This is a genomic window from Fervidicoccus sp. (genome assembly GCF_049967375.1).
Classification (GTDB): Archaea; Thermoproteota; Thermoprotei_A; order Sulfolobales; family Fervidicoccaceae; genus Fervidicoccus; species Fervidicoccus fontis.
This window is the reverse complement of record NZ_JBMFSV010000003.1, coordinates 1-19,073: the sequence shown is the minus strand read 5'-3', so window position 1 is coordinate 19,073 and position 19,073 is coordinate 1. Positions and strand designations below refer to the sequence as shown.

The following is a 19,073-nucleotide window of genomic DNA, read 5'->3' as shown; positions in this document are numbered from 1 at the left end:
ATAACATTGATCGCGCTAGGCCGAATTTTCGTAATTAAATAACTGAAATTTATGCGAGCACTATTCTCTGCTTGAAGAGAGATCCTCGTTCTTAGTACTGGAAGAAAAATCGGCTTTATTAGTACTAATCGGAAATCTGAGTAAACAGACAATGCTACCTAGTCCATAAAGCTTTTCAGAAGCCTCTGAGCAGGAAGGTAGTATCACAACTCTTCCCCCAAAACTTTCAACATTATTTAATACTTCTTCGATTTCTTTTCTTCTTTCTAAATCTTGATTACTCAAAAGTTCGTCCAATATCAATATGTCGCTTACTGCACCAATTTCAGATGCATTTTTACATTCTTCCAAACCAATAGCGACCTGTTCAGGTTTTACTGATAGCTTCATAAGAATATTTTCCAAAAGTTGCAAAGATTTTTTTAGTTCTTCATCTTTTAGAATTTCTGTTGGCTTACCTTTAGCAATTGTCTCTTTTATTCCATAAACTCCGCCCATACTCGTATTCTCCAACACAATTGTCAATTTATTAATGCTATTTTTTATAGCTTCGCTTACTACCTCCTTGAAAAAACCAGGACCAGAAATTACTATTCCAAAAATATCTTTCTCCCTATTAATTATAGATAAAACTAAAGATGCGATTTCATTTATAGCTTCGGTTATCGCTTTTTCTCTACTCTCATCTCCTTTACCCGGTATATGAAGATCGTTGCTCACCAATATCTTATAACCTTGCCTTCGAAATAATGCTATTGAATATTCATCATAGTCTACAGCCACAATCAAAACTGAGCCAAAAGATTTTTTATATTTCTCCATACGTTTTATAGTTGATTGATCCCACCCTTCTTCTCTAAATACTATTAATTCGTCCCCTTCGCCTACACTTAAGGTATGGTGGCTACCTAAAATCCCGAACTTATCAGGACCTTCTTTTACTATTCCTCTTATTCTTAATTTATTAGTAAATGGTTGAAATTCCATATGTGATAAACTGATAGTTAAGGTCATAGGCAACCTTCTGCTTTTTCCACCTTCACTTTGCTTTACGTCTCTTAATGTTTTCATAGTAATAAGATCTCCCTTCTGAAGTATCGTATAAAGAAGCCAAAGGTCGTCTATATTTTCAATTTTTATTTTCAACACGGTCTTTTTATTGTCAATAAATTCATATTTCATTTAAGTTTGCCTCCAAATCCTTAACAAGACGCTAAATGCCACACCTTCTTTTTTTGTCCTAAATAGTAGAATTGGAATTATATTTCTATGAATCTTCTTTTATTCTCAATAAGCATTTTTATGTTTATTATTTTTATTCGTTTGAATAAAATGTTTTAGTTCCTTTCCTTCGTAACACATTCACTGAATTTTCATATTTTGCAGATGTTACTAAATTTACAATAAACCGATAATTTTTTTATTTTCAAAATCTAATAACGAATATAGTGATTTCTATGAATAAATATTGGTATCTAACTATAGGTATAATTATAGGATTAGCTATAGGTGGAGTTTTAGTTTATACTATACAGAATCATGAAATTAAAGCTAATCCGGCAACCAACATAACTACATTTAATGTAGGAGCAGCCGGGACGCTTAAATTTAGTTTCTCTCAACTTCTTTCGATATATTCTAACTATTTTCCTTCAGTACAGCAGGGTTCTCCCTTTTTTGCAGGTAGCGGAGAAGTAGCTCAAAAAGAAGTTACTACGAAATCTTATAGCATTGTAGCTGCAGCAGATACATCTACTATTCCATCAGTACTTTTTCCAGCTAACCTTTCAGACTATGAAATAGCTTTCGGTTATACACAAATGACAATAATTGTAGACTTAAATACTCCATATGGAAGAGAGGTATACTCTCTTTGGAATCAATCTATTCAACAAATACCATATAGTGATACTTGGAACGATACTTGGAGAAATATTTTTAATATAATAGCACTGAATCCTAATACAGTCGTAGGAGTTTCAAATCCATTCACAGATCCCAGCGGTTATCAAGCACAGTGCATGCTTAAACTTGCTGGCCTAACTTTCTACGGAAATAGCAGTTACTTATGGAGCGCAATATATAGCAATCCGTCTAAATACATTATGAGAAATACTGAAACTGACCTTCTTTCTCTGATGACCGCAAATAATACTGTTCAATTCATCCTCTCTGCATACTTATCTAATGCAATTCCTCAAGTACAATATTATCAGCAAAATGGATATAACATCACATATATAACGCTTCCTTCAGCTATAAATCTTGGAGACTTGAGCTATGTTAACTATTATAAACAAGTAAATGTAACTTGGACTCAACTAGGAACTACAAAGACTTTTAGCTGTAAACCAGTGATATATACGATAACAATACCATCTAATGTTCAGAATAAGCAGGCGAGCATAGATTTTATATTGCTCATCTATAGCCCAATTGGACAGCAAGTTCTCAAATCTTTCGGAATTCGACCTATTAACCCTGGAATAATATATGGAAACTATACTGACGTACCGCAAGAAATAAAAATATTTACCATACCATTAGATAACGTAACCAATATGAAAGGTCTGTTTCCGGGATGAGCACAAAATTTTCCCTTTTTTTACTAACTTTTATAATATTAAGCGGGATTTTGCTTTTATTCTTTTCATACCCAATTGCAGTTATTTTTGCTGTTGGAATTAGCGGAGCTCTATCTTCGTTTAAAATAACACAGTTTGAATTAGGCTTATTGATAACAATCATCGCATCGTCTTTAGCTGCACTCGCTTCAATTGTATTTGGCATACCCCTAGCTTATATACTAGCAAGATATAATTTCAGATTCAAAGAAGTTATTGAAACTATTGTCGATATTCCTATTGCCGTTCCTCACATGATAGTAGGTATCATGATTGTTCTTTCTTTTGCACAGTACTATGGATTTGGTGCTTTATTGCAGACACTTGGAATAAAAGTTATAGATACTATTTTTGGAGCTGTGCTTGCCGTTCTTTACGTTTCATCGACATATGCTGTAAGAATAATAGAAAGTGCAATTAAAGGGTTAGACCCCGAAATTGAAAATGTAGCATTAAGCCTGGGAGCATCAAGAGCTATAACTTTTTTCTCTGTTGTTATTCCCAATATAAAAAAGGCTTTAGCAAATGCAATTTTAACCTCATGGGCAAGAGCATCCTCTGAGGCAGGTGCACTGCTAATAGTAGCCTACCAAGTAAACTTTGCAGGTAATTTTGTATACCCAGCTTCTGTAGCTATTTATGAGGCATACGTTGGTCTAGGTGTGTTAGAAGCCGCAAGATTTTCTGTAGCTATGCTTATATTAATTCTCGGAATATATCTAGCAACCAGGGCTGTTCTAAGATGGAAGGTGGAATAAGATTGAGCGACAATTCTCTTGATGTTATTGGCTTAGAAGCATACCTTGGCGGATTCCACCTTGGTCCTATAAATTTAAACCTAAAGAAAAATGGAGTTGGGCTAATCATTGGACCAAATGGTGCTGGAAAATCTACTCTTCTCAAAGTAATTCTTGGTCTAATAGATGCAAAAGGGGGGAACATAATACTAAATGGAAGAGAGATTACAAAGCTGCCCACTGAAAAGAGAAATATCGGCTATGTCCCTCAAAGTTATGCGCTTTTTGAAAACATGACCGTAAGAGAGAATATAGAGTTCGGACTGAAGGTGAGAAAAATACCGCTTAATGAAAGGAATGAACGTGTGTTGAATTTAGCTAGAGAGTTAAAAATTGAAGATCTTTTAAATAAAAAAGTTTCTATTTTAAGTGGAGGGCAGAAACAGAGAGTTGCTTTAGCAAGAGCTTTAGCAATACTGCCAGATTTGTTACTACTTGACGAGCCCTTTTCTAATTTGGATCCTCAAAGTTTCGTAAATGCAATTGACTTACTTGATAGAACGGTTGCAAGGATAGGGCTATCTACAATCATCGTCAGCCAAAATGCTTCAAACTTGTTAAAAATAGCTACAGATGTGTTTTTCATGAAAAATGGAAAGATGCTATATCTAGGAGATCCTGATAAAGCTCTTAGAGATCCTAAAGTTCTTGAAGCTGCAATTTATTTAGGATTTGACAATTTTATAAAGCTAAGCGACGTAAAAAAGCATGCGAATATTTTTAGCGATATACAAGAAAAAGACGGATATCTAGCTTTAAGGTCAAATGATATTTCAATAGTTGAATCAGAAGATAACTGCGAAGGTTTTTTGATAAAAGGAAAATTAATAAAAATTTATCCAGAAGTAAATGGCTCACTATATGGAGAATTGGAAATAGAGGAAGGTACCATAATCAAGGCAAGAATTCAAGGAAAAACCTCTATAAAAGATTCTCTAGATATTTGTATAAATAAAAATAAAGCATCGCTTATTCTAGAAAATTTTAATTCTTGATTTTTAGCTTGAGTTTAAAAAATATGCTTTAAAAATATTATAGAAAGATTTTTGCTTATCACAATTTCCATATTAATAATGAAATTAAAATTATGAAATAGATACTAAATGAAGAAAAAACGTGAATATTGTAAAAGAAAATCCCTTTTCTTCTAAGTATTGAAAAGAATTATTTTTATGAAATATCTATAACTTTGCTTTAATCAATCTTGGTGCCGCGGCGGGGATTCGAACCCCGGACCTCCGGATCTCTCAGGAACGACCTTTCTTTTTTAACCGTATGAGTCCGGCGCTCCACCAGGGCTGAGCTACCGCGGCACTCACATCTTTGCTAATGTATTCCTTCATTTTATTAAAAATCAAGAACGTTTTTAAGTTTTCGCTTAGCTATTAATGCTTTTTATCGTAAAAATAGATTTGTTTAAAAACAAATAAAAATTAATACATAATTAGATGAAAAATGTACACAATAAGTGCTTCTTTAAAGATCAAGTCGTGATATCATGGAAAAGTCTTCTAAGTTTTTAATTTTTAAAGGAAGGACAAATGTATTAATTGTAACAAACGATAATAAAGAGGCTATCATAGTTGATACCGGCATAGATGAGGATAGTGGAAGAAAAATTGCAAAATTTTTAAATCAAAATTCTTTAACTCCTGTAGCAATTATCAATTCTCATTCTCATGCTGATCACATTGGAGGAAATAGCTATTTAGAAAAAAAGTTTAAAATTCAATCATACTCAACGAAGAATGAATGTGCCTTTATCGAAAATCCTTTGCTTGAACCTTTATACTTATATGAAGCTTTTCCTCCGGAGTCTCTCACAATAAAAACTCTCGCTGCCGAACCGTCAAGCTGCAATTCAATTGAAGAATTTAATATTAATGAATTTGGAATAGAAATTATAAGATTGCCTGGACATAGTATTGACATGATCGGTTTGAAAATTGGAGGTGAGCTTTTATTTACCGCTGACGCCTTTTTTGGTATCGATACCCTAATAAAGCATAAAATACCATATCATGTAAATGTTAAGAACTCATATTTAACCCTTCTAATGCTAAAAGAAGAGGTAAAAAAGTTCAATGCAGTTTTACCTTCTCACGGAGATTTAATCCAAAGCCAATCAGAAGCTGAAGATGCGATTTTAAAAAACATTAATGCGATTTTAGAGGTTAGAGATCTCATTGTTAATAGCTTTGAGTCTAAAAAAGAAGTTGAAAGTGTAATTTCTCAAGTTCTTAATCATTACGGATTTTCGAATGTTCCATTGGCACAGTATTTCTTGCTGAAATCAGCGATAATGTCGTATTTTGCCTGGCTGTTGGATGAAAAAATTTTATCTTTAGAGACCGAAGACGGAAGGCTCGTAGCAAAAAAGATTTAGCTTTAAAAACCTCTAAAACCCGCTCAATTCAAATATCGTTTAAATCAAGTTTCGCAGGTAGGACAACCGCCGGCATAGTCTTCCTCAGCAGCAACAATTTCTTTTTTTCCTATCCTGATTTTTTTCACAGATTTTCTAGTTTCATGTAATTCTCCGACAGCCTCCTTAACGTGATTGTCAACTGTTTTATTTTCTTTCTTTATACCTTTTTCGAGCACTTGAATGCTTTTGCTCTTATCTCTATATACAGTAATGCCTTTGATCCCAAGCTTCCAAGCTAGCAAATATATGTTATAGACAGTTTCAGGAGGCTCATCTCTTCTCAGGTTTATCGTCTTGCTTGTTCCGGCATCTACCCAAACCTGCCAAGATGCTTGTTGTAACATATGCCATATAGGGTCAATATCATGAGCAGTTTTGAATACTCTCTTCAATTCTTCGCTTATTTCATCCATGCCTTGAATTGAGCCCGTTTCCGCGATTTTTGAGATCAAATTGGGAGTATCAAGCCCTAATTTCTCAAGCTCCTTTAGAAATACTTTATCAATTTCTATAAAAGTTCCAACAGAAACTATCCTCATGAATGCAAGAGCGAAAAGAGGCTCAATACTGCTACTTGTGCCTCCAATAATGCTTATTGTTCCTGTTGGAGCTATACTTGTCACGGTTGCATTTCTGAGGCCGTACTTTCTGTATTCTTCCTCTAGCTTATTCCAATCGATTTCCGGTGTATCGAACGCTTTTATTATGCTCTCTATATTGCCATGTTCTATATTGGCTATAGATAGCAAATCTTCTATTTTTCTAGCATCTCTCCATATTGGTCTATATAGATCTGGCTTAAATTCCGGGAAGGGGCCCTTTTCCTTTGCAAGCTCAATGCTCTCAAGGTATGCATTATAAGCTATCCATTCCGATAGCTTATATGCCAAAACAATGGCCTCAATGCTGTCATATGGTATTTTCATCATAGCTAAAAGATGTGCCCATCCCATAACGCCGAGTCCTATTTTTCTCGTCTTCAAGTTAGCTTTTGTTATTTGCGATAGAGGATGTCTATTAGCGTCGATGACATTATCTAAGAATCTAATGGCAATCTTTACATCATTGCCCAATGCAACCCAATTTATCTTATATTTGCCATTTTCTTCAACTAAATATTTGGTCAAGTTTATGCTTCCAAGATTACAGTTTTCCCACTCAAGCAAGGGCTCTTCTCCGCATGGATTAGTTGCATTTATTTTTCCAAGATACCATGTTGGATGTTTTCTATTTATCGTATCAATAAAAAGAACTCCTGGATCTCCACCCTCCCATGCACTATCCGTCATCTCTTTAAATAGATCTCTTGCTTTAACATAATTGACTATGGCTTTTTCGTTTTCTGCTATAGCTAAAGCCTCCTCCCAAGTAATGATCTTTGATTCATGAAGCGGGATGCTCCAGTCATTCTTTTCAAGTTCTTTTATTAGCTCTTCCTGAACCCATTCCTCCTCTATGCTGTATCTCATTAAATTCACTGCATAGAATTTGCTATCAATATCAAGAGTGTTTTTGAGCCATGTTTTTCTTGGATTTATTAGAGGAAAAATGCCATCGTTTTCCACTGCCCTCATAAATGAGTCATACACTCCAACGCTTATGTTAAAGTTCTGTAAAAATACGTCTTTGAGCTCACCGGTTTTCGCCTTTATAAATCTTTTTATATCCGGATGCCAAACATGAAGAACTCCCATATTAGCTCCTCTTCTTTTGCCTCCCTGCTTTATAACCTCTGTAGTAACGTCGAAAAGTCTCATGAAACTCAGCGGACCGCTGGCAACTCCCTGTGTTGACCCGACTATGTCTCCTTCTGGCCTCAATTCACTGAAATCAAAACCTGTCCCTCCCCCCTGCTGCTGTATTAGTGCTTGGGCTTTTACAGCATCCATTATTCCATCATTGTTTCTCGTAGTTAGAGAGTCTCTAACTGGTATAACGTAGCATGCGCTCAAAACACCGTTTCTAGTTCCAGCATTCATAAGTGTGGGAGAGTTTGGTATGAATTTTAGCTCTGACATAATTTTGTAAAATTCTCTCTCATACACTTCAGTATTATTATTGTATCTCCCTTCAACCGATGCGAGATGCCTTGCAACCCTTTTAAACATCATTGATGGCGTTTCGGTAAAGCGAAGCGATTCTGTATTCTTTAAAAGATATCTTGCTTCAAGGACCTTCAGTGCGTTAAAAGTAAAAGACGAATCCACCGGGTCAAAATCATTCCATTTCCCCTTTCCAAAAACATGATTATAAATTCTTGCAAGTACATATCTCTTTGCCACTTCTTCCCATATTGGGGAAATTAGTATCCTAGACACAAAATGCTTTTCTACAAGATCTGAAATTACAGAGGAAGGAACCTCCTTTCCTTTTAAGGTCAGATCCTTAATTACGCTTTCAACTACCTCTTTTATCTGCTCCTCATCAATTTCATTAAATCCATTGGCTGCTTTTTTCACAGATTGCATTAGCTTTTCCAAATTAAATTGCTCGGTGCTTCCATTTCTTTTCTTAACAACAATGCTGTTTACTGTTTCTGGGTCGATGATGCTAAATTCTATCAAACTAGCATCCCTCCAAACAAAATGATATTAAAAGATCATTTTCTTTAGTTTGAGCAATAATTGCATTTGCCCGGATAACTATGTAAATAAAAATATTCCCGTTTAAAGATTAAAAAGTTGTTTTGCGTAAAGGGATATCTTAATTCTGAACATGATAATACAAATTTCTGTAAGGATATAGAGGTTTTTTCTTTTTCTAAAGGAAAGACTTTACCTGAAGTATTATTGCATATTTTTCAGCATAAAAAATGTTTAAAAATCATCTTGGCTTCTTTTACCTGTAGATTGTATGTTTCTCATTTTCATATATTTGCTTATCAAGTAAGATATCAATACTTTTAGCTTATCTGCATCTCTTCTTCTTATTTTCTTCATTTTTTCTTCAAACTCTTCTCTAGTGGGCTCTTTGCCTTTAAAAAGTATAACAACAAGCTTTTCGTAAATATACCACATTAAGTGGTCATATTCTCTGTCCAAATCAATGTCATAGTACCCTTTCATAACTATTCTATCAACTAAGCCTCCTATGTAATAGTCAAGTATATCGATATTGGCTGTAAATTTAGCTCTCATTTCATCTACTCCCTCACTAGAAGTCAGCTACAATTAATGTTTTTTAAACCGAGGTTTTTTAAGTTTTCATTTTTATTCGGAAAATTTCAAATCCTGCTTATTACACCTATTACAAGTGAAAGCCTCGTCATTTATGGTGGAAAAAATCAGGTATCTTATCTAACTGAAGGTTGCGACAAAGTCTTTAATTTAAAAAAGCAAATAGCTAAAGATTTTATCCTTAAAATTGTATTAAAAATGGTAGGATATATGAATCATATAAAATACGATGTGAATATGGAAAAATTGATACAATAATTTGATATGAAATTAAGAAAGATTTTGCGCAGTATAAGAAATTCGCACATAAAGGCGAATTGCATGAAATGTACAAAATGCGGGAAGAAGGAGGCAATTTTTAAGGTACCATATACGAATTACTTCTTATGCGCAGACTGCTACAGCACATATTTTTACAAGAGACTGAAAAGAAACCTCTCAAGAAGTAATGTTTTGAGCTATGGAGGAAAGCTCTCTGTATTTGTACCGAGATCATTCACTGCAGAAGGGTTAGTACTAATTAAGATATTAAGACAAATAGAAAGTAAATATAATAATAAACTAACGGTCATATTTGAAAGTTCTCCGATTGTTAGAAAGAGTTTATCAGTTTTGGGCAAGCTACCAAGCGAAGTTTTCTACTCTCTAGAAATAGTTGATGATGAAGAGAAAGATATTTCTCATGAAGGCATGCTTGGAAGATTAAGAGTTGTTAGGGGAATGCTGAGTCTATTGGACAAGAATATAACTGGCAACGCTATTGTTCTTCCATTATGCCAAGACGTACTAATATTGCTTGAGTTGTCATCAATACTTGGAAGCATAGTAGAAGGAATAAACGAAGGAGTTCTAGTGATTTCTAGCAGCAATGGAACGAACTTCATTAATGCTTTTAGTGGTATTTCATGTTACGAAACAAGCTTCATGGCTTATTATAACTTTCCAGAAATTTATGAATTCCAAATACGAAATTTAAATTATGAAAAAAATATATATGAAAAATATACTGAAAGAATTTTAACTGATGCTTCAAGAATGCAGAGTGGCGAAGTCATTTTTTCAGTAAATAAATCCCTTTCTTGGCTGTATAAAGAAAGAGGAAGTATGCTAAAGAAGTGTAAATACTGTGGAGGGACTTCTTCTAGTGAAGTTTGTAGGTTCTGCAAAACTTATCTTGATATGTATATTTCGGAAAAAAATACTCCCCCGTTTAAGCTTATTAGTTTAGAATAAAAATTAAAAAACTTTGATAAAAATTATTAGTATCCTTATATGTTCATATTTATTTTAAATAATAAAGATTTTAAGAAAAAATTTAAATAGTTCAAATTTTTAATAAAATTATGAATAATAATAAATAATGTTAAATTGTGCAAAAAATTCTAGAGGATTGAACTCTATGGAAAAACTAAAAGAATTCAATGACATGATGAAGGTATTAGGAAAAATCAGTCCTGAAAAAGCAAACGCTTTTGTGGACTTTGTAAATAAAGTTGAAAAAAATGGAGCTCTTGATGCGAAAACGAAGGAGCTTATTGCATTGAGCATAGGAATAGTTAAAAACTGTGAGACATGCATTTATTATCATTTAAATGAAGCAATGAAATTGGGAGCTTCCAGAGAGGAAATACTCGAAGCTGCTTGGGTTGCTGTCCTGATGGATGGAGGTCCAAGCTTAGCTCATCTAGAATACGTAATAAAAGCTCTATATGCACCGCTTATTAAAGCCATAAATGAACCTTATAGCAAACAATAGAAGATAATGAATGATATTTTTTAATAAAAGTTTGATAAATAACTCTACGGAATAGCTAAAAAGAGATTAAAATATTTCTAACTAATTCTTACCTTTTTTAAATTTTCAGTAAACTATCTCTCTACTTTTAATCTATCTCATCAAAGACCTGTTGCAGGAGGGTGGATCATAAATATAAGTACTAATATGAGATTTAATACTCGGAGGATACTCCCTGAAGGCAGAACTAAAAGTCTCGTAGGTATGTTACAACTGAAAGCCTCGCCCTTTAGGGCCGGTCGGAGGGTACGTAAACACCCAAAAAGAACATGAAGGCATATTATGAATGTCGCTGAAAACTCAAAACCTCACCTATGATAGGTAAACTACCCCGCCCTTGCTAATTAATGTATTTAATTTTAGTTAAAAAGGAAAAAGCAGATTTGCTAATAACTTACTTATGAAATTTTTATTAAAGCTAAAAAAGAGCGAAAAGTTTTTATAGAAGTATTTATTTCATAATCTTTTGAACTCATTAACTTATAAATTGATTTAACATAAGCTAATTAATTAGCTTTAGTAAGGTGATTAACGAATGAGCTATGGAGTACCTGTTCTAATATTAAAAGAAGGAACTCAGAGGGCAACTGGTAGAGACGCTCTAAGAGCAAACATAATGGCAGCAAGAACTCTAGCAGAAATATTGAAAACGAGCCTAGGACCAAGAGGATTAGACAAAATGCTAGTTGATAGCTTTGGAGATGTCACAGTTACCAACGACGGAGTTACAATTGTAAAAGAGATGGAAGTAAATCATCCTGCTGCTAAACTACTAGTAGAAGTTGCAAAAGCTCAGGATGCAGAAGTGGGAGATGGTACAACTACTGCTGTTGTATTAGCTGGGGCACTTCTCGAAAAAGCAGAAGCTCTTCTCGACCAAAATATACATCCAACAGTAATTATGGACGGTTTCAGCTTAGCAATGCATAAGGCATTGGAAATTCTTGATTCTATCGCCGTAGAAGTAAAGCCTGAAGACACAGAATTGCTGAAAAAACTTGTTAAAACCTCTATTTCAAGCAAATACATAGGTAGCGGCGAAACGCTTGAAAAGCTTACAGATTTGATAGTTGAAGCGGCAAAATTAGTGGCCGAACCCAAGCCACAAGGAAAAGGATACGAACTAAGGCTTGACAACATAAAGATTGAGAAAAAGAAGGGAGAATCATTAAATGATTCAATGCTAATTAAAGGAATTGTCCTAGATAAAGAAGTAGTCCATCCAGGGATGCCTAAGAGAGTAGAAAATGCGAAAATTGCGCTTCTTGACGCCCCGCTAGAAATTAAGAAACCCGAAATAAGTGCAAAGATAAACATCACTAGTCCAGAACAAATGAAGTCCTTCTTAGATGAAGAAACAAAGTTATTGAAAGAAATGGTTGATAAAATAGCTGAAGTTGGAGCGAATGTAGTCATAGCACAAAAAGGCATCGATGATGTTGCGCAACACTTCCTCGCGAAAAGGGGAATACTTGCTGTTAGAAGAGTGAAGAGGAGCGATATGGAGAAGCTTGAGAGGGCGACAGGAGGAAGAATTGTTTCCAATATTGATGATCTCCAACCTTCTGATCTTGGAGAAGCAGCCTTAGTAGAGGAGAGAAAAATAGGAGAAGACAAGATGGTGTTTGTTGAGGGAGCGAAGAGCGCTAAGAGCGTTACTATCCTGATAAGGGCTGGATTTGAGAGATTAGTAGATGAGGGAGAGAGAGCGCTTAGGGATGCATTGAGTGCAGTCGCAGATGCTATTAAAATGGCCAAAATTGTCGCAGGAGGAGGAGCTACTGAAGTAGAAGTTGCAAAGAGGCTAAAAGAAATTGCACCAAAAATAGGAGGAAAACAGCAACTAGCTGTTGAGGCTTTTGCCAGAGCTCTTGAAACTCTTCCATCAACTATTGCAGAAAATGCAGGCTACGATGCGCTAGAAATAATGATGAAGTTAAGAGCTGCGCATGCTAACAGTAATGGAAAGTTTATGGGAATAGACGTATATACAGGTAACATCGTCAATATGAAAGATATCGGTATAATTGAGCCAGCAGCTATAAAGCTTAATGCTATAAAAGCAGCTACAGAAGCAGCTACAATGATATTAAGGATAGATGACTTCATTGCTGCAAGCAAATCAACAGGAGCAGGAGCTGGAGAGAAAGGAAAGAAAGAAGAAGGAGAGAAAGAAGAAGAGAAGGATTAAAAATATAACCTTGATGCAAATTAAAAATTATCTTTTTTAGAAAATTTTTATGTTTTGATTTAACATATATTTAGGAGAAATATATACATATAATTATTAATATAACATTCTATCATGATTCTATTATAATGATAAAAATTAATCTAGAAGGCCCTAAAAATGAGGGTTGCTCTTATAGCCTCTCACAGAAAAGCGGGAGCATATGAGCAAACTTTTGGCATAAGCATGCCTCCACTCTCTGCAGCATATCTTGCCTCAGTAGCTAAAGAAAGAGGCTACGATGCCAAGTTTTTCGATGCTTTTGCATTAAATGCCAACGAAGAAAAACTGGCAGAACTAATTTCTGCATATGATCCGGATATCGCTGCTTTTTTAATAAATGCTTCTACATATGCTAATCCTAGCATAAAAATTGCAAAAAAGCTAAAGGAAGCTGGTAATGTAAAATATGTTGTTGCCGGCGGTCATCATGCTACATTTACTTATTCGCTTCTCCTAAAAAACGGTTTCGATGTAATTTTTTTAAGAGAAGGTGAAGTTACTTTTTCGAACTTTCTCAATGAAATAAAACAAGGAGAAAATTTTGAAAACATAAATAGCATAGCATATATAAAAGATGGAAGGGAAATTAAGGTCAATCCTAAAGTAAATTATGTAATGAATTTAGATGAACTCCCCTTCCCGCTTTTTGAAATATATGATAAAGAAAAATATGACATGGGAGTGCTTGATCCGGGAAGTAAAGTCATAACTCTAGAAACATCGAGAGGTTGTCCATTTAACTGCGAATACTGCTCAGTCACGAAAATGTGGGGAGGAACATGGAGATTTAAATCAGTTGATAGGGTTATTAAAGAGCTCGAAAGAGTGAAGGAACTCGGATATAAATGGGTTTTCTTTATTGATGACAACTTCATAATACCCATAAAGAAAATTATTGACGAAAGATTAATCCTTTTAGACAAAATAGCGAAAAGCTCTCTCAAAAAATTTAAACTTATAGTCCAACTGAGAGCTGATTTTGTCGCAAAGAACCAGTGGATAGTAAATAAACTATATGAAGGGGGGATAAGACTCACTTTTCTTGGAATAGAGTCTGGAGATCCTGAAACGTTAAAAAATATGAGAAAGAACTTAGTTCCTAATGATTCAGCTTTAGCCGTTAGCCTTCTATCAAAAGCCGGTATTATTGTTCATGCTGGCTTTATTCTTGGCGCACCTTATGAAACAGAAAAGGCAATGAACAGGACTATAAGCTTTGCAAAATCGCTAATAGACTATGGCTTAGATTCTGCTCAGTTCTCTATTTATACACCGCTTCCTGGAACAGATGCCTTTCACAGGGCATTAAAGGAAAAAGCTTTACTGACGCTGGATTGGGATCTATATGACACTCTACATCCGGTTGAAAGAACGAAGATTTCGCCCATTAAGCTTTTTTTAAAAGATAGACTTGCTTATTACAGTTTCTTTTTAACAAAAGGAATTAAAGGAATTAGAAAAGGAACTTTGCTTTCTGCGCCAAAAAGAGAAAAAGATGTTTATTTAACAAATGGAACCAGATTTATAATTAGAAGGATTCCTAGATATTTTGCAGGTATATGTAAACTCCCGTTTACAGCGATTGCTTTGTGGTTTAAGCTAAGAAAGAAGCCCGAAGAAGAAGATTTAGTAGAATTGGAAAAAATAATGGAGATGTCAGAACAGAGTTTGAAAGAAATAAAAATTTTAGAACAGAAAGCAATACAAAAAAATTAACTATATTGTTAAATCTCTATTTCGCAATAAAGCTTATAACATTAAATGTTAAATCTATTAAAAATTTTATATAATTTGAAAATATTGCTTTTAAAAAGATAGCCTGATTTGAAACTTATCAATTTAAGTTATGTCAATGAAAATGGTGATGAACGGCAATGACGATTATTTTAAAAATTGATCCTTCTAAAATAGATGCTGAAAAGATAAAGATTGCATCTAGTATAATAAAAAATGGGGGACTTGTCGCTTTCCCTACCGAGACCGTATATGGATTGGGAGCGAATGCGCTTAATGAACATGCAACTAGAAAAATATATCAGGTAAAGGGAAGACCTTCAGATAATCCAATTATTGTACATATAAGCTCTATAGAAATGCTAGAAAAAATAGCAGTAAACGTTCCTGAAATAGCTTATAAACTTATTAAAAAGTTGTGGCCGGGACCATTAACTTTGATCTTGAAAAGAAGTAATGCTGTTCCAAAATTAGTTACGGGGGGACTAGATACAGTTGCAGTAAGAATGCCTGCTCACCCGATCGCCCAAAATTTAATTGAACAAGCAGAACTTCCAATAGCTGCACCAAGTGCGAATATTTCTGGAAAGCCGAGTCCTACTAGGGCTGAACATGTAATAAAGGATCTCTATGGTAAAATTGAAGCTATAATTGATGGCGGAGAAGTTTTATATGGAGTAGAATCAACAGTCATAAACGTTCTTTCTGAAGAGCCAATATTGCTAAGACCTGGAGCTTACTCTGTTGAAATTATCGAAAGCATAATAGATCGCAAGGTGAAAATTCCTCATTTTGCTAAAGGTATAGGAGAGGCTGAAAAGGCTATTGCGCCTGGCACAAGATACAGACACTACGCACCAGAAGCCAAACTAATCCTAATCGAACCTTCAACGTTCACTGAAGATGAGATTAAAAAAATGATATCAAAAATAAAGGATATTGCCAATCAATATAAAAATGAAGTTTGCATAATCACATCGAGCGAAAATTATTACGAATACAGTAGAATTCTAGATGAAAAAAGGTTGTTCGTATTAGGCAGTAGGAACAACCTTTTTGAGATAGCAAAAAACGTCTTTGATGTTCTTAGAAAGATCGATGAGTACGGATGTAAAGTTGCGATTTCTGAAAGTTTTGAAGAGAGGGGATTAGGGCTAGCCGTTATGAATAGGCTGAGAAAAGCATCTAGCGATATCATTAAAATATAAGAAGGTCCCTTTGATAGTATTAAAATTTTCATCGAGGATTTTTTCTAAAATTATTTTATTGATTCATCATAATTTAAATTAAATAATTCGTATATTTTCTTTGCCTTAACTTCACCTATACCTTCAATTTGCATTAACTCACCTACAGTAAGATTAGCAATGTTTCTAATGGTACCAAACTTTGTTAAAAGCTTTCTTGCTGTTTGAGTACCAGTTATTATTGAAAGAGAAAGCAACACTCTTTCTTTAGGAGTTTTTGCTTTCTTTTTATTATAAATAAAAACCGTTTTTTCTTTAGTGTTACCAAGCGATCTCGCTTTTGCGATAAGCCAGGAAATCGTCGAAGATTTCGAAAGCGTATAAATAACAGGTATATCCCTATTTAATACGAGCTCATCAATCGTTCTAAGAATCGCAGTTTCAGAAATCTTCCTTTTTTCTAGTGTATAAGATAGATTGCCTTCCAAAACAATGACTGGTAAAGCTTCCCCCCTCTCTTTGATTTTTTTTAGTGTTGCGGACTGCTTCCATATTCTTCCATCTATTATACTGTTAACAAAATCTTCTGCAGTTTTCCTTTCCACAAGTATGGGAAGTTCTCCTTTTTTAGACAAAAGAAGATAATCTCCGGCTTCCAGCTGTTTTACTGCAACTGAAAGCTTTCCTTTTATTAGTCCTTCAAAAATTTCTGGATTAGTAGCTTTTTCGTTCTCATCCATTATGACATCAGTAGGCATAAGCAACGTTATGTTTGTCATATACTCACCTTTATTCATTAATTCTTATATCATAGTAATTGGTGTAATACTCATAAATCGACGCAAAATCTTCTTTAATCTTAAATAAAACATCAATAAGTCTTTCTCTGCTTTTAATTTCTTTTCTTTCACTTAAATACTCATTAACGCCAAGTCTGCTTTTCTCATTTTTCAGAAAGGCTTCAACATCTCCGTAGATCTCTTTTTCTACCAGCTCTATGAAAATTGAATTTAATGGAAAATAGGTATAGCATGGATGCTCTTTCCATTGTTTCCTTGACTGCTCTCTGAGATATGTAAAATAACCACCCTTGTCGCTTTTCTTACCTCTCCTGACGAACCCACTCGCAAATGCCATTTTCATTAAAAATACTAAGTCTTCACTTTGGCTTTGAAGAAACTCTATTGCTAGCATCCTTTCAACAGCCTTTCCTTTTTCTAAAAGGTTTTTTGCAACTTCCTCCAAACTTTTTGAGCTTTGAGATATTAAAATCGCGCTTCTGAACGGAGTTGGCAAAATATAAGAGAAAAGCAGTGAGTAGCAACCAGCTTCCTCCTGAGGAAGCTCTCTAAGATACTTTGCTATTGGAAGATACTTGATCTTAACAGATTTAACACCATATCTGTAGGGATTTGAAACAAATGAAGAATCTAGAATTCCTAACCATTGAAATGATCTTATCCATATTAAGGATTCGATGAGGCTGTAGTTAAAAGACATAAAATCAATTAAACCATTTTCTTTTCCCAATGCTATCCCAAGTAAATTTGAATACTCTTTAAACATGTTTATGTAAAAACCCGGTGTCCTTGGAATTCTTAAGGACGTAAATCTCTGAGAGTAGAAAGGAAAAATCAAAGCTAATCTTCCTCTTTCAATTGGATTTTTTGACTTGGCAAAACAAAAGATTTTAAGTTTAGCTTTTTCTTAACAAAATTCGAAAAGAAATCAGCAGTAACTCTATCAGTTCTAGAACCATCCACAATAAGCATTTTTGGCTTTGATTCAGAAACATACGCAAATACATCTTGAAAGTCACCGTGATCGCTGAAGGCAACCAACCATTTTTCATATTTATTTTTTTCGATAATTTTTTTGATGGGAGATTCAAAAAACCAGCCTGAAAGAATTAAATCTGCAGTTTGTGATAAGGTTCCTTTTTTTGAGTTCATATGCTGAAAATAAACATACCAGTTATCTTTTTTGACTTCGCTTCCTTCTTTACTATCTTCTTCAAAAAAATCATTGATTTTCATTCCGTGTTTACATGCTACGTTTGTCAATTCATAAACCTTTTTAGGCATTACAAATGGTGCACTAACATTATTTTTTCTAAGGATTTCCATAACTTCCTGTAATTTTCCATAATAGCCTAAAATTCTAACCGGCTTATTCTTGCTTAAAATCTCATTAACAAGATCAGCAAGAAGCGTTTCAATCTCTTGCTTAAAAGGTCTGATCATATGTTCTTGCCCATATGTAGCATCGATAACCAATACGTCCAGATCGCTCATTATTTTTGTCCCTGGAAATTTGAAGTCACCTGTATAGCCTAACCTGAAGCCTTCTTTCGTTTCAACAATAACCTGTGCTGAGCCTATTACATGAGTCGATTTTACAAAAGTAATGGTTTCATCGACTATTCTTAATGGCTTATTATATCCTAAAGGGATCGTTTTATTCTCCGGTAATTTTTCTCCCAATACTGTTAAAGAATCCAAAGTAGGCTGAGTTGCCAATATATATGTAGAATGCCTCTTACTTTTTGAAAGATAAAGGGTATGATCACTATGCATATGAGTTACTACCCTTACAGGTCTTCCGGCGTAAGAATCTATTTCAAAAAATTCGCCAAGTAAAATTGCTCCGCTTTCCGTAATGCTCGCATTAATAATCGGCTTCAATTCTGTCAAAAGAAAAAGCACCTTCAATACCTGCTTATTTAAAATAAAAGGAAGAAATTCCTTAATTAAATTAAACTAGTCTCTTCTTGTAAAAATATCTTACTGCATAAAATATAGATTGCTTTTAAATTATTCATTACCATATAAAACGCGGTCTGTTCAGGTGTCCCCACACAAGGAGGATTATTAATGCGGACTTAAATAGGACAATAAACATCTTACATATCCCCAAGTCCCTAGAAGCTGGAAGCAGAGGGTTTTCAACAGTTTTGTGTATAAATGTTTATTGAGGTTTTTGTGGGTCTTTTTCTGTTGACCTAGGCCTCTGGAGTGGCTCTATGCTCTTTCCTATGACGGGTAATTCCCAGAGGAGAGGTTGGAGCCTAGATTTATGAGGTATTACAAGTGTGGTTTT

General features: G+C 34.4%; 15 protein-coding genes, 1 tRNA gene and 1 pseudogene. 10 read left to right on the top strand and 7 right to left on the bottom strand.

The window, feature by feature from the left end; all coding sequences use genetic code 11:
• Window positions 1-60 precede the first annotated feature (60 nt).
• Window positions 61-1,182, bottom strand: coding sequence for an mRNA surveillance protein pelota (locus ACP5SL_RS01095; RefSeq protein WP_428228055.1), 1,122 nt, complete (start codon window positions 1,180-1,182; stop codon window positions 61-63).
• A 275-nt stretch (window positions 1,183-1,457) separates the two neighbouring features.
• Here ACP5SL_RS01095 and ACP5SL_RS01090 point away from each other — a divergent pair, with 275 nt between their 5' ends.
• Genes ACP5SL_RS01090 through ACP5SL_RS01080 form a run of 3 tightly spaced genes read left to right on the top strand, consistent with a single transcriptional unit; the run spans window position 1,458 to window position 4,416 of the window.
• Window positions 1,458-2,585: a substrate-binding domain-containing protein gene (locus ACP5SL_RS01090; RefSeq protein WP_428228054.1), complete on the top strand. Its 1,128-nt coding sequence runs from the start codon at window positions 1,458-1,460 to the stop codon at window positions 2,583-2,585.
• Window positions 2,582-3,382: an ABC transporter permease gene (locus ACP5SL_RS01085; RefSeq protein ID WP_272985053.1), complete on the top strand. Its 801-nt coding sequence runs from the start codon at window positions 2,582-2,584 to the stop codon at window positions 3,380-3,382. The genes ACP5SL_RS01090 and ACP5SL_RS01085 overlap by 4 nt, the downstream gene beginning before the upstream one ends.
• Window positions 3,367-4,416: an ABC transporter ATP-binding protein gene (locus ACP5SL_RS01080; RefSeq protein WP_428228053.1), complete on the top strand. Its 1,050-nt coding sequence runs from the start codon at window positions 3,367-3,369 to the stop codon at window positions 4,414-4,416. Before ACP5SL_RS01085 ends, ACP5SL_RS01080 begins: the two co-directional genes overlap by 16 nt.
• 210 nt (window positions 4,417-4,626) lie before the next feature.
• On the opposite strand, the gene ACP5SL_RS01075 is transcribed toward ACP5SL_RS01080, so the two are convergent.
• Window positions 4,627-4,734, bottom strand: a tRNA-Met gene (locus tag ACP5SL_RS01075).
• A gap of 185 nt (window positions 4,735-4,919) precedes the next feature.
• On the opposite strand from ACP5SL_RS01075, the gene ACP5SL_RS01070 reads away from it, so the two are divergent.
• Window positions 4,920-5,807, top strand: a complete 888-nt coding sequence (locus ACP5SL_RS01070; RefSeq protein ID WP_014558138.1) for an MBL fold metallo-hydrolase — start codon at window positions 4,920-4,922, stop codon at window positions 5,805-5,807.
• 44 nt (window positions 5,808-5,851) lie between these two features.
• Here ACP5SL_RS01070 and ACP5SL_RS01065 read toward each other — a convergent pair whose 3' ends face one another.
• Complete coding sequence (locus tag ACP5SL_RS01065; RefSeq protein WP_428228052.1) at window positions 5,852-8,413, bottom strand: adenosylcobalamin-dependent ribonucleoside-diphosphate reductase; 2,562 nt, start codon at window positions 8,411-8,413, stop codon at window positions 5,852-5,854.
• A gap of 252 nt (window positions 8,414-8,665) precedes the next feature.
• Window positions 8,666-8,986 carry a hypothetical protein gene (locus ACP5SL_RS01060; protein WP_014558136.1) on the bottom strand — a complete coding sequence of 107 codons (321 nt, stop codon included), beginning with the start codon at window positions 8,984-8,986 and terminating at the stop codon, window positions 8,666-8,668.
• A 360-nt stretch (window positions 8,987-9,346) separates the two neighbouring features.
• Between ACP5SL_RS01060 and ACP5SL_RS01055 the strand changes: the two genes are divergently transcribed.
• The 5 genes from ACP5SL_RS01055 to ACP5SL_RS01035 all read left to right on the top strand — a co-directional run bounded on the left by ACP5SL_RS01055 (window position 9,347) and on the right by ACP5SL_RS01035 (window position 15,995).
• Window positions 9,347-10,258 carry a hypothetical protein gene (locus ACP5SL_RS01055; protein ID WP_428228051.1) on the top strand — a complete coding sequence of 304 codons (912 nt, stop codon included), beginning with the start codon at window positions 9,347-9,349 and terminating at the stop codon, window positions 10,256-10,258.
• Window positions 10,259-10,424: 166 nt separating this feature from the next.
• On the top strand, window positions 10,425-10,781 hold the full coding sequence (locus tag ACP5SL_RS01050; protein ID WP_193803852.1) for a carboxymuconolactone decarboxylase family protein: 357 nt from the start codon (window positions 10,425-10,427) through the stop codon (window positions 10,779-10,781).
• A gap of 574 nt (window positions 10,782-11,355) precedes the next feature.
• Window positions 11,356-13,011, top strand: a complete 1,656-nt coding sequence (gene thsB, locus ACP5SL_RS01045; RefSeq protein WP_428228050.1) for a thermosome subunit beta — start codon at window positions 11,356-11,358, stop codon at window positions 13,009-13,011.
• A gap of 159 nt (window positions 13,012-13,170) precedes the next feature.
• Window positions 13,171-14,769 carry a B12-binding domain-containing radical SAM protein gene (locus tag ACP5SL_RS01040; protein ID WP_428228049.1) on the top strand — a complete coding sequence of 533 codons (1,599 nt, stop codon included), beginning with the start codon at window positions 13,171-13,173 and terminating at the stop codon, window positions 14,767-14,769.
• Between the two features lie 158 nt (window positions 14,770-14,927).
• A complete protein-coding gene (locus ACP5SL_RS01035; protein WP_014558197.1) occupies window positions 14,928-15,995 on the top strand; it encodes an L-threonylcarbamoyladenylate synthase in 1,068 nt (355 codons plus the stop codon).
• Between the two features lie 50 nt (window positions 15,996-16,045).
• On the opposite strand, the gene ACP5SL_RS01030 is transcribed toward ACP5SL_RS01035, so the two are convergent.
• From ACP5SL_RS01030 to ACP5SL_RS01020, 3 genes are read right to left on the bottom strand one after another with little or no spacing between them, the layout of a single operon-like run.
• Window positions 16,046-16,753, bottom strand: a complete 708-nt coding sequence (locus ACP5SL_RS01030; RefSeq protein WP_014558196.1) for an ERCC4 domain-containing protein — start codon at window positions 16,751-16,753, stop codon at window positions 16,046-16,048.
• Between the two features lie 10 nt (window positions 16,754-16,763).
• On the bottom strand, window positions 16,764-17,612 hold the full coding sequence (locus ACP5SL_RS01025; protein ID WP_428228048.1) for a hypothetical protein: 849 nt from the start codon (window positions 17,610-17,612) through the stop codon (window positions 16,764-16,766).
• A 2-nt stretch (window positions 17,613-17,614) separates the two neighbouring features.
• The gene (locus ACP5SL_RS01020) at window positions 17,615-18,667 is read right to left on the bottom strand and encodes an MBL fold metallo-hydrolase (protein WP_193803808.1); all 1,053 of its coding nucleotides are present in this window, start codon (window positions 18,665-18,667) and stop codon (window positions 17,615-17,617) included.
• Between the two features lie 134 nt (window positions 18,668-18,801).
• Between ACP5SL_RS01020 and ACP5SL_RS01015 the strand changes: the two are divergent.
• Window positions 18,802-18,915: pseudogene (locus tag ACP5SL_RS01015) on the top strand (RNA-guided endonuclease InsQ/TnpB family protein); the annotation flags it as partial.
• Between the last annotated feature and the right edge of the window lie 158 nt (window positions 18,916-19,073).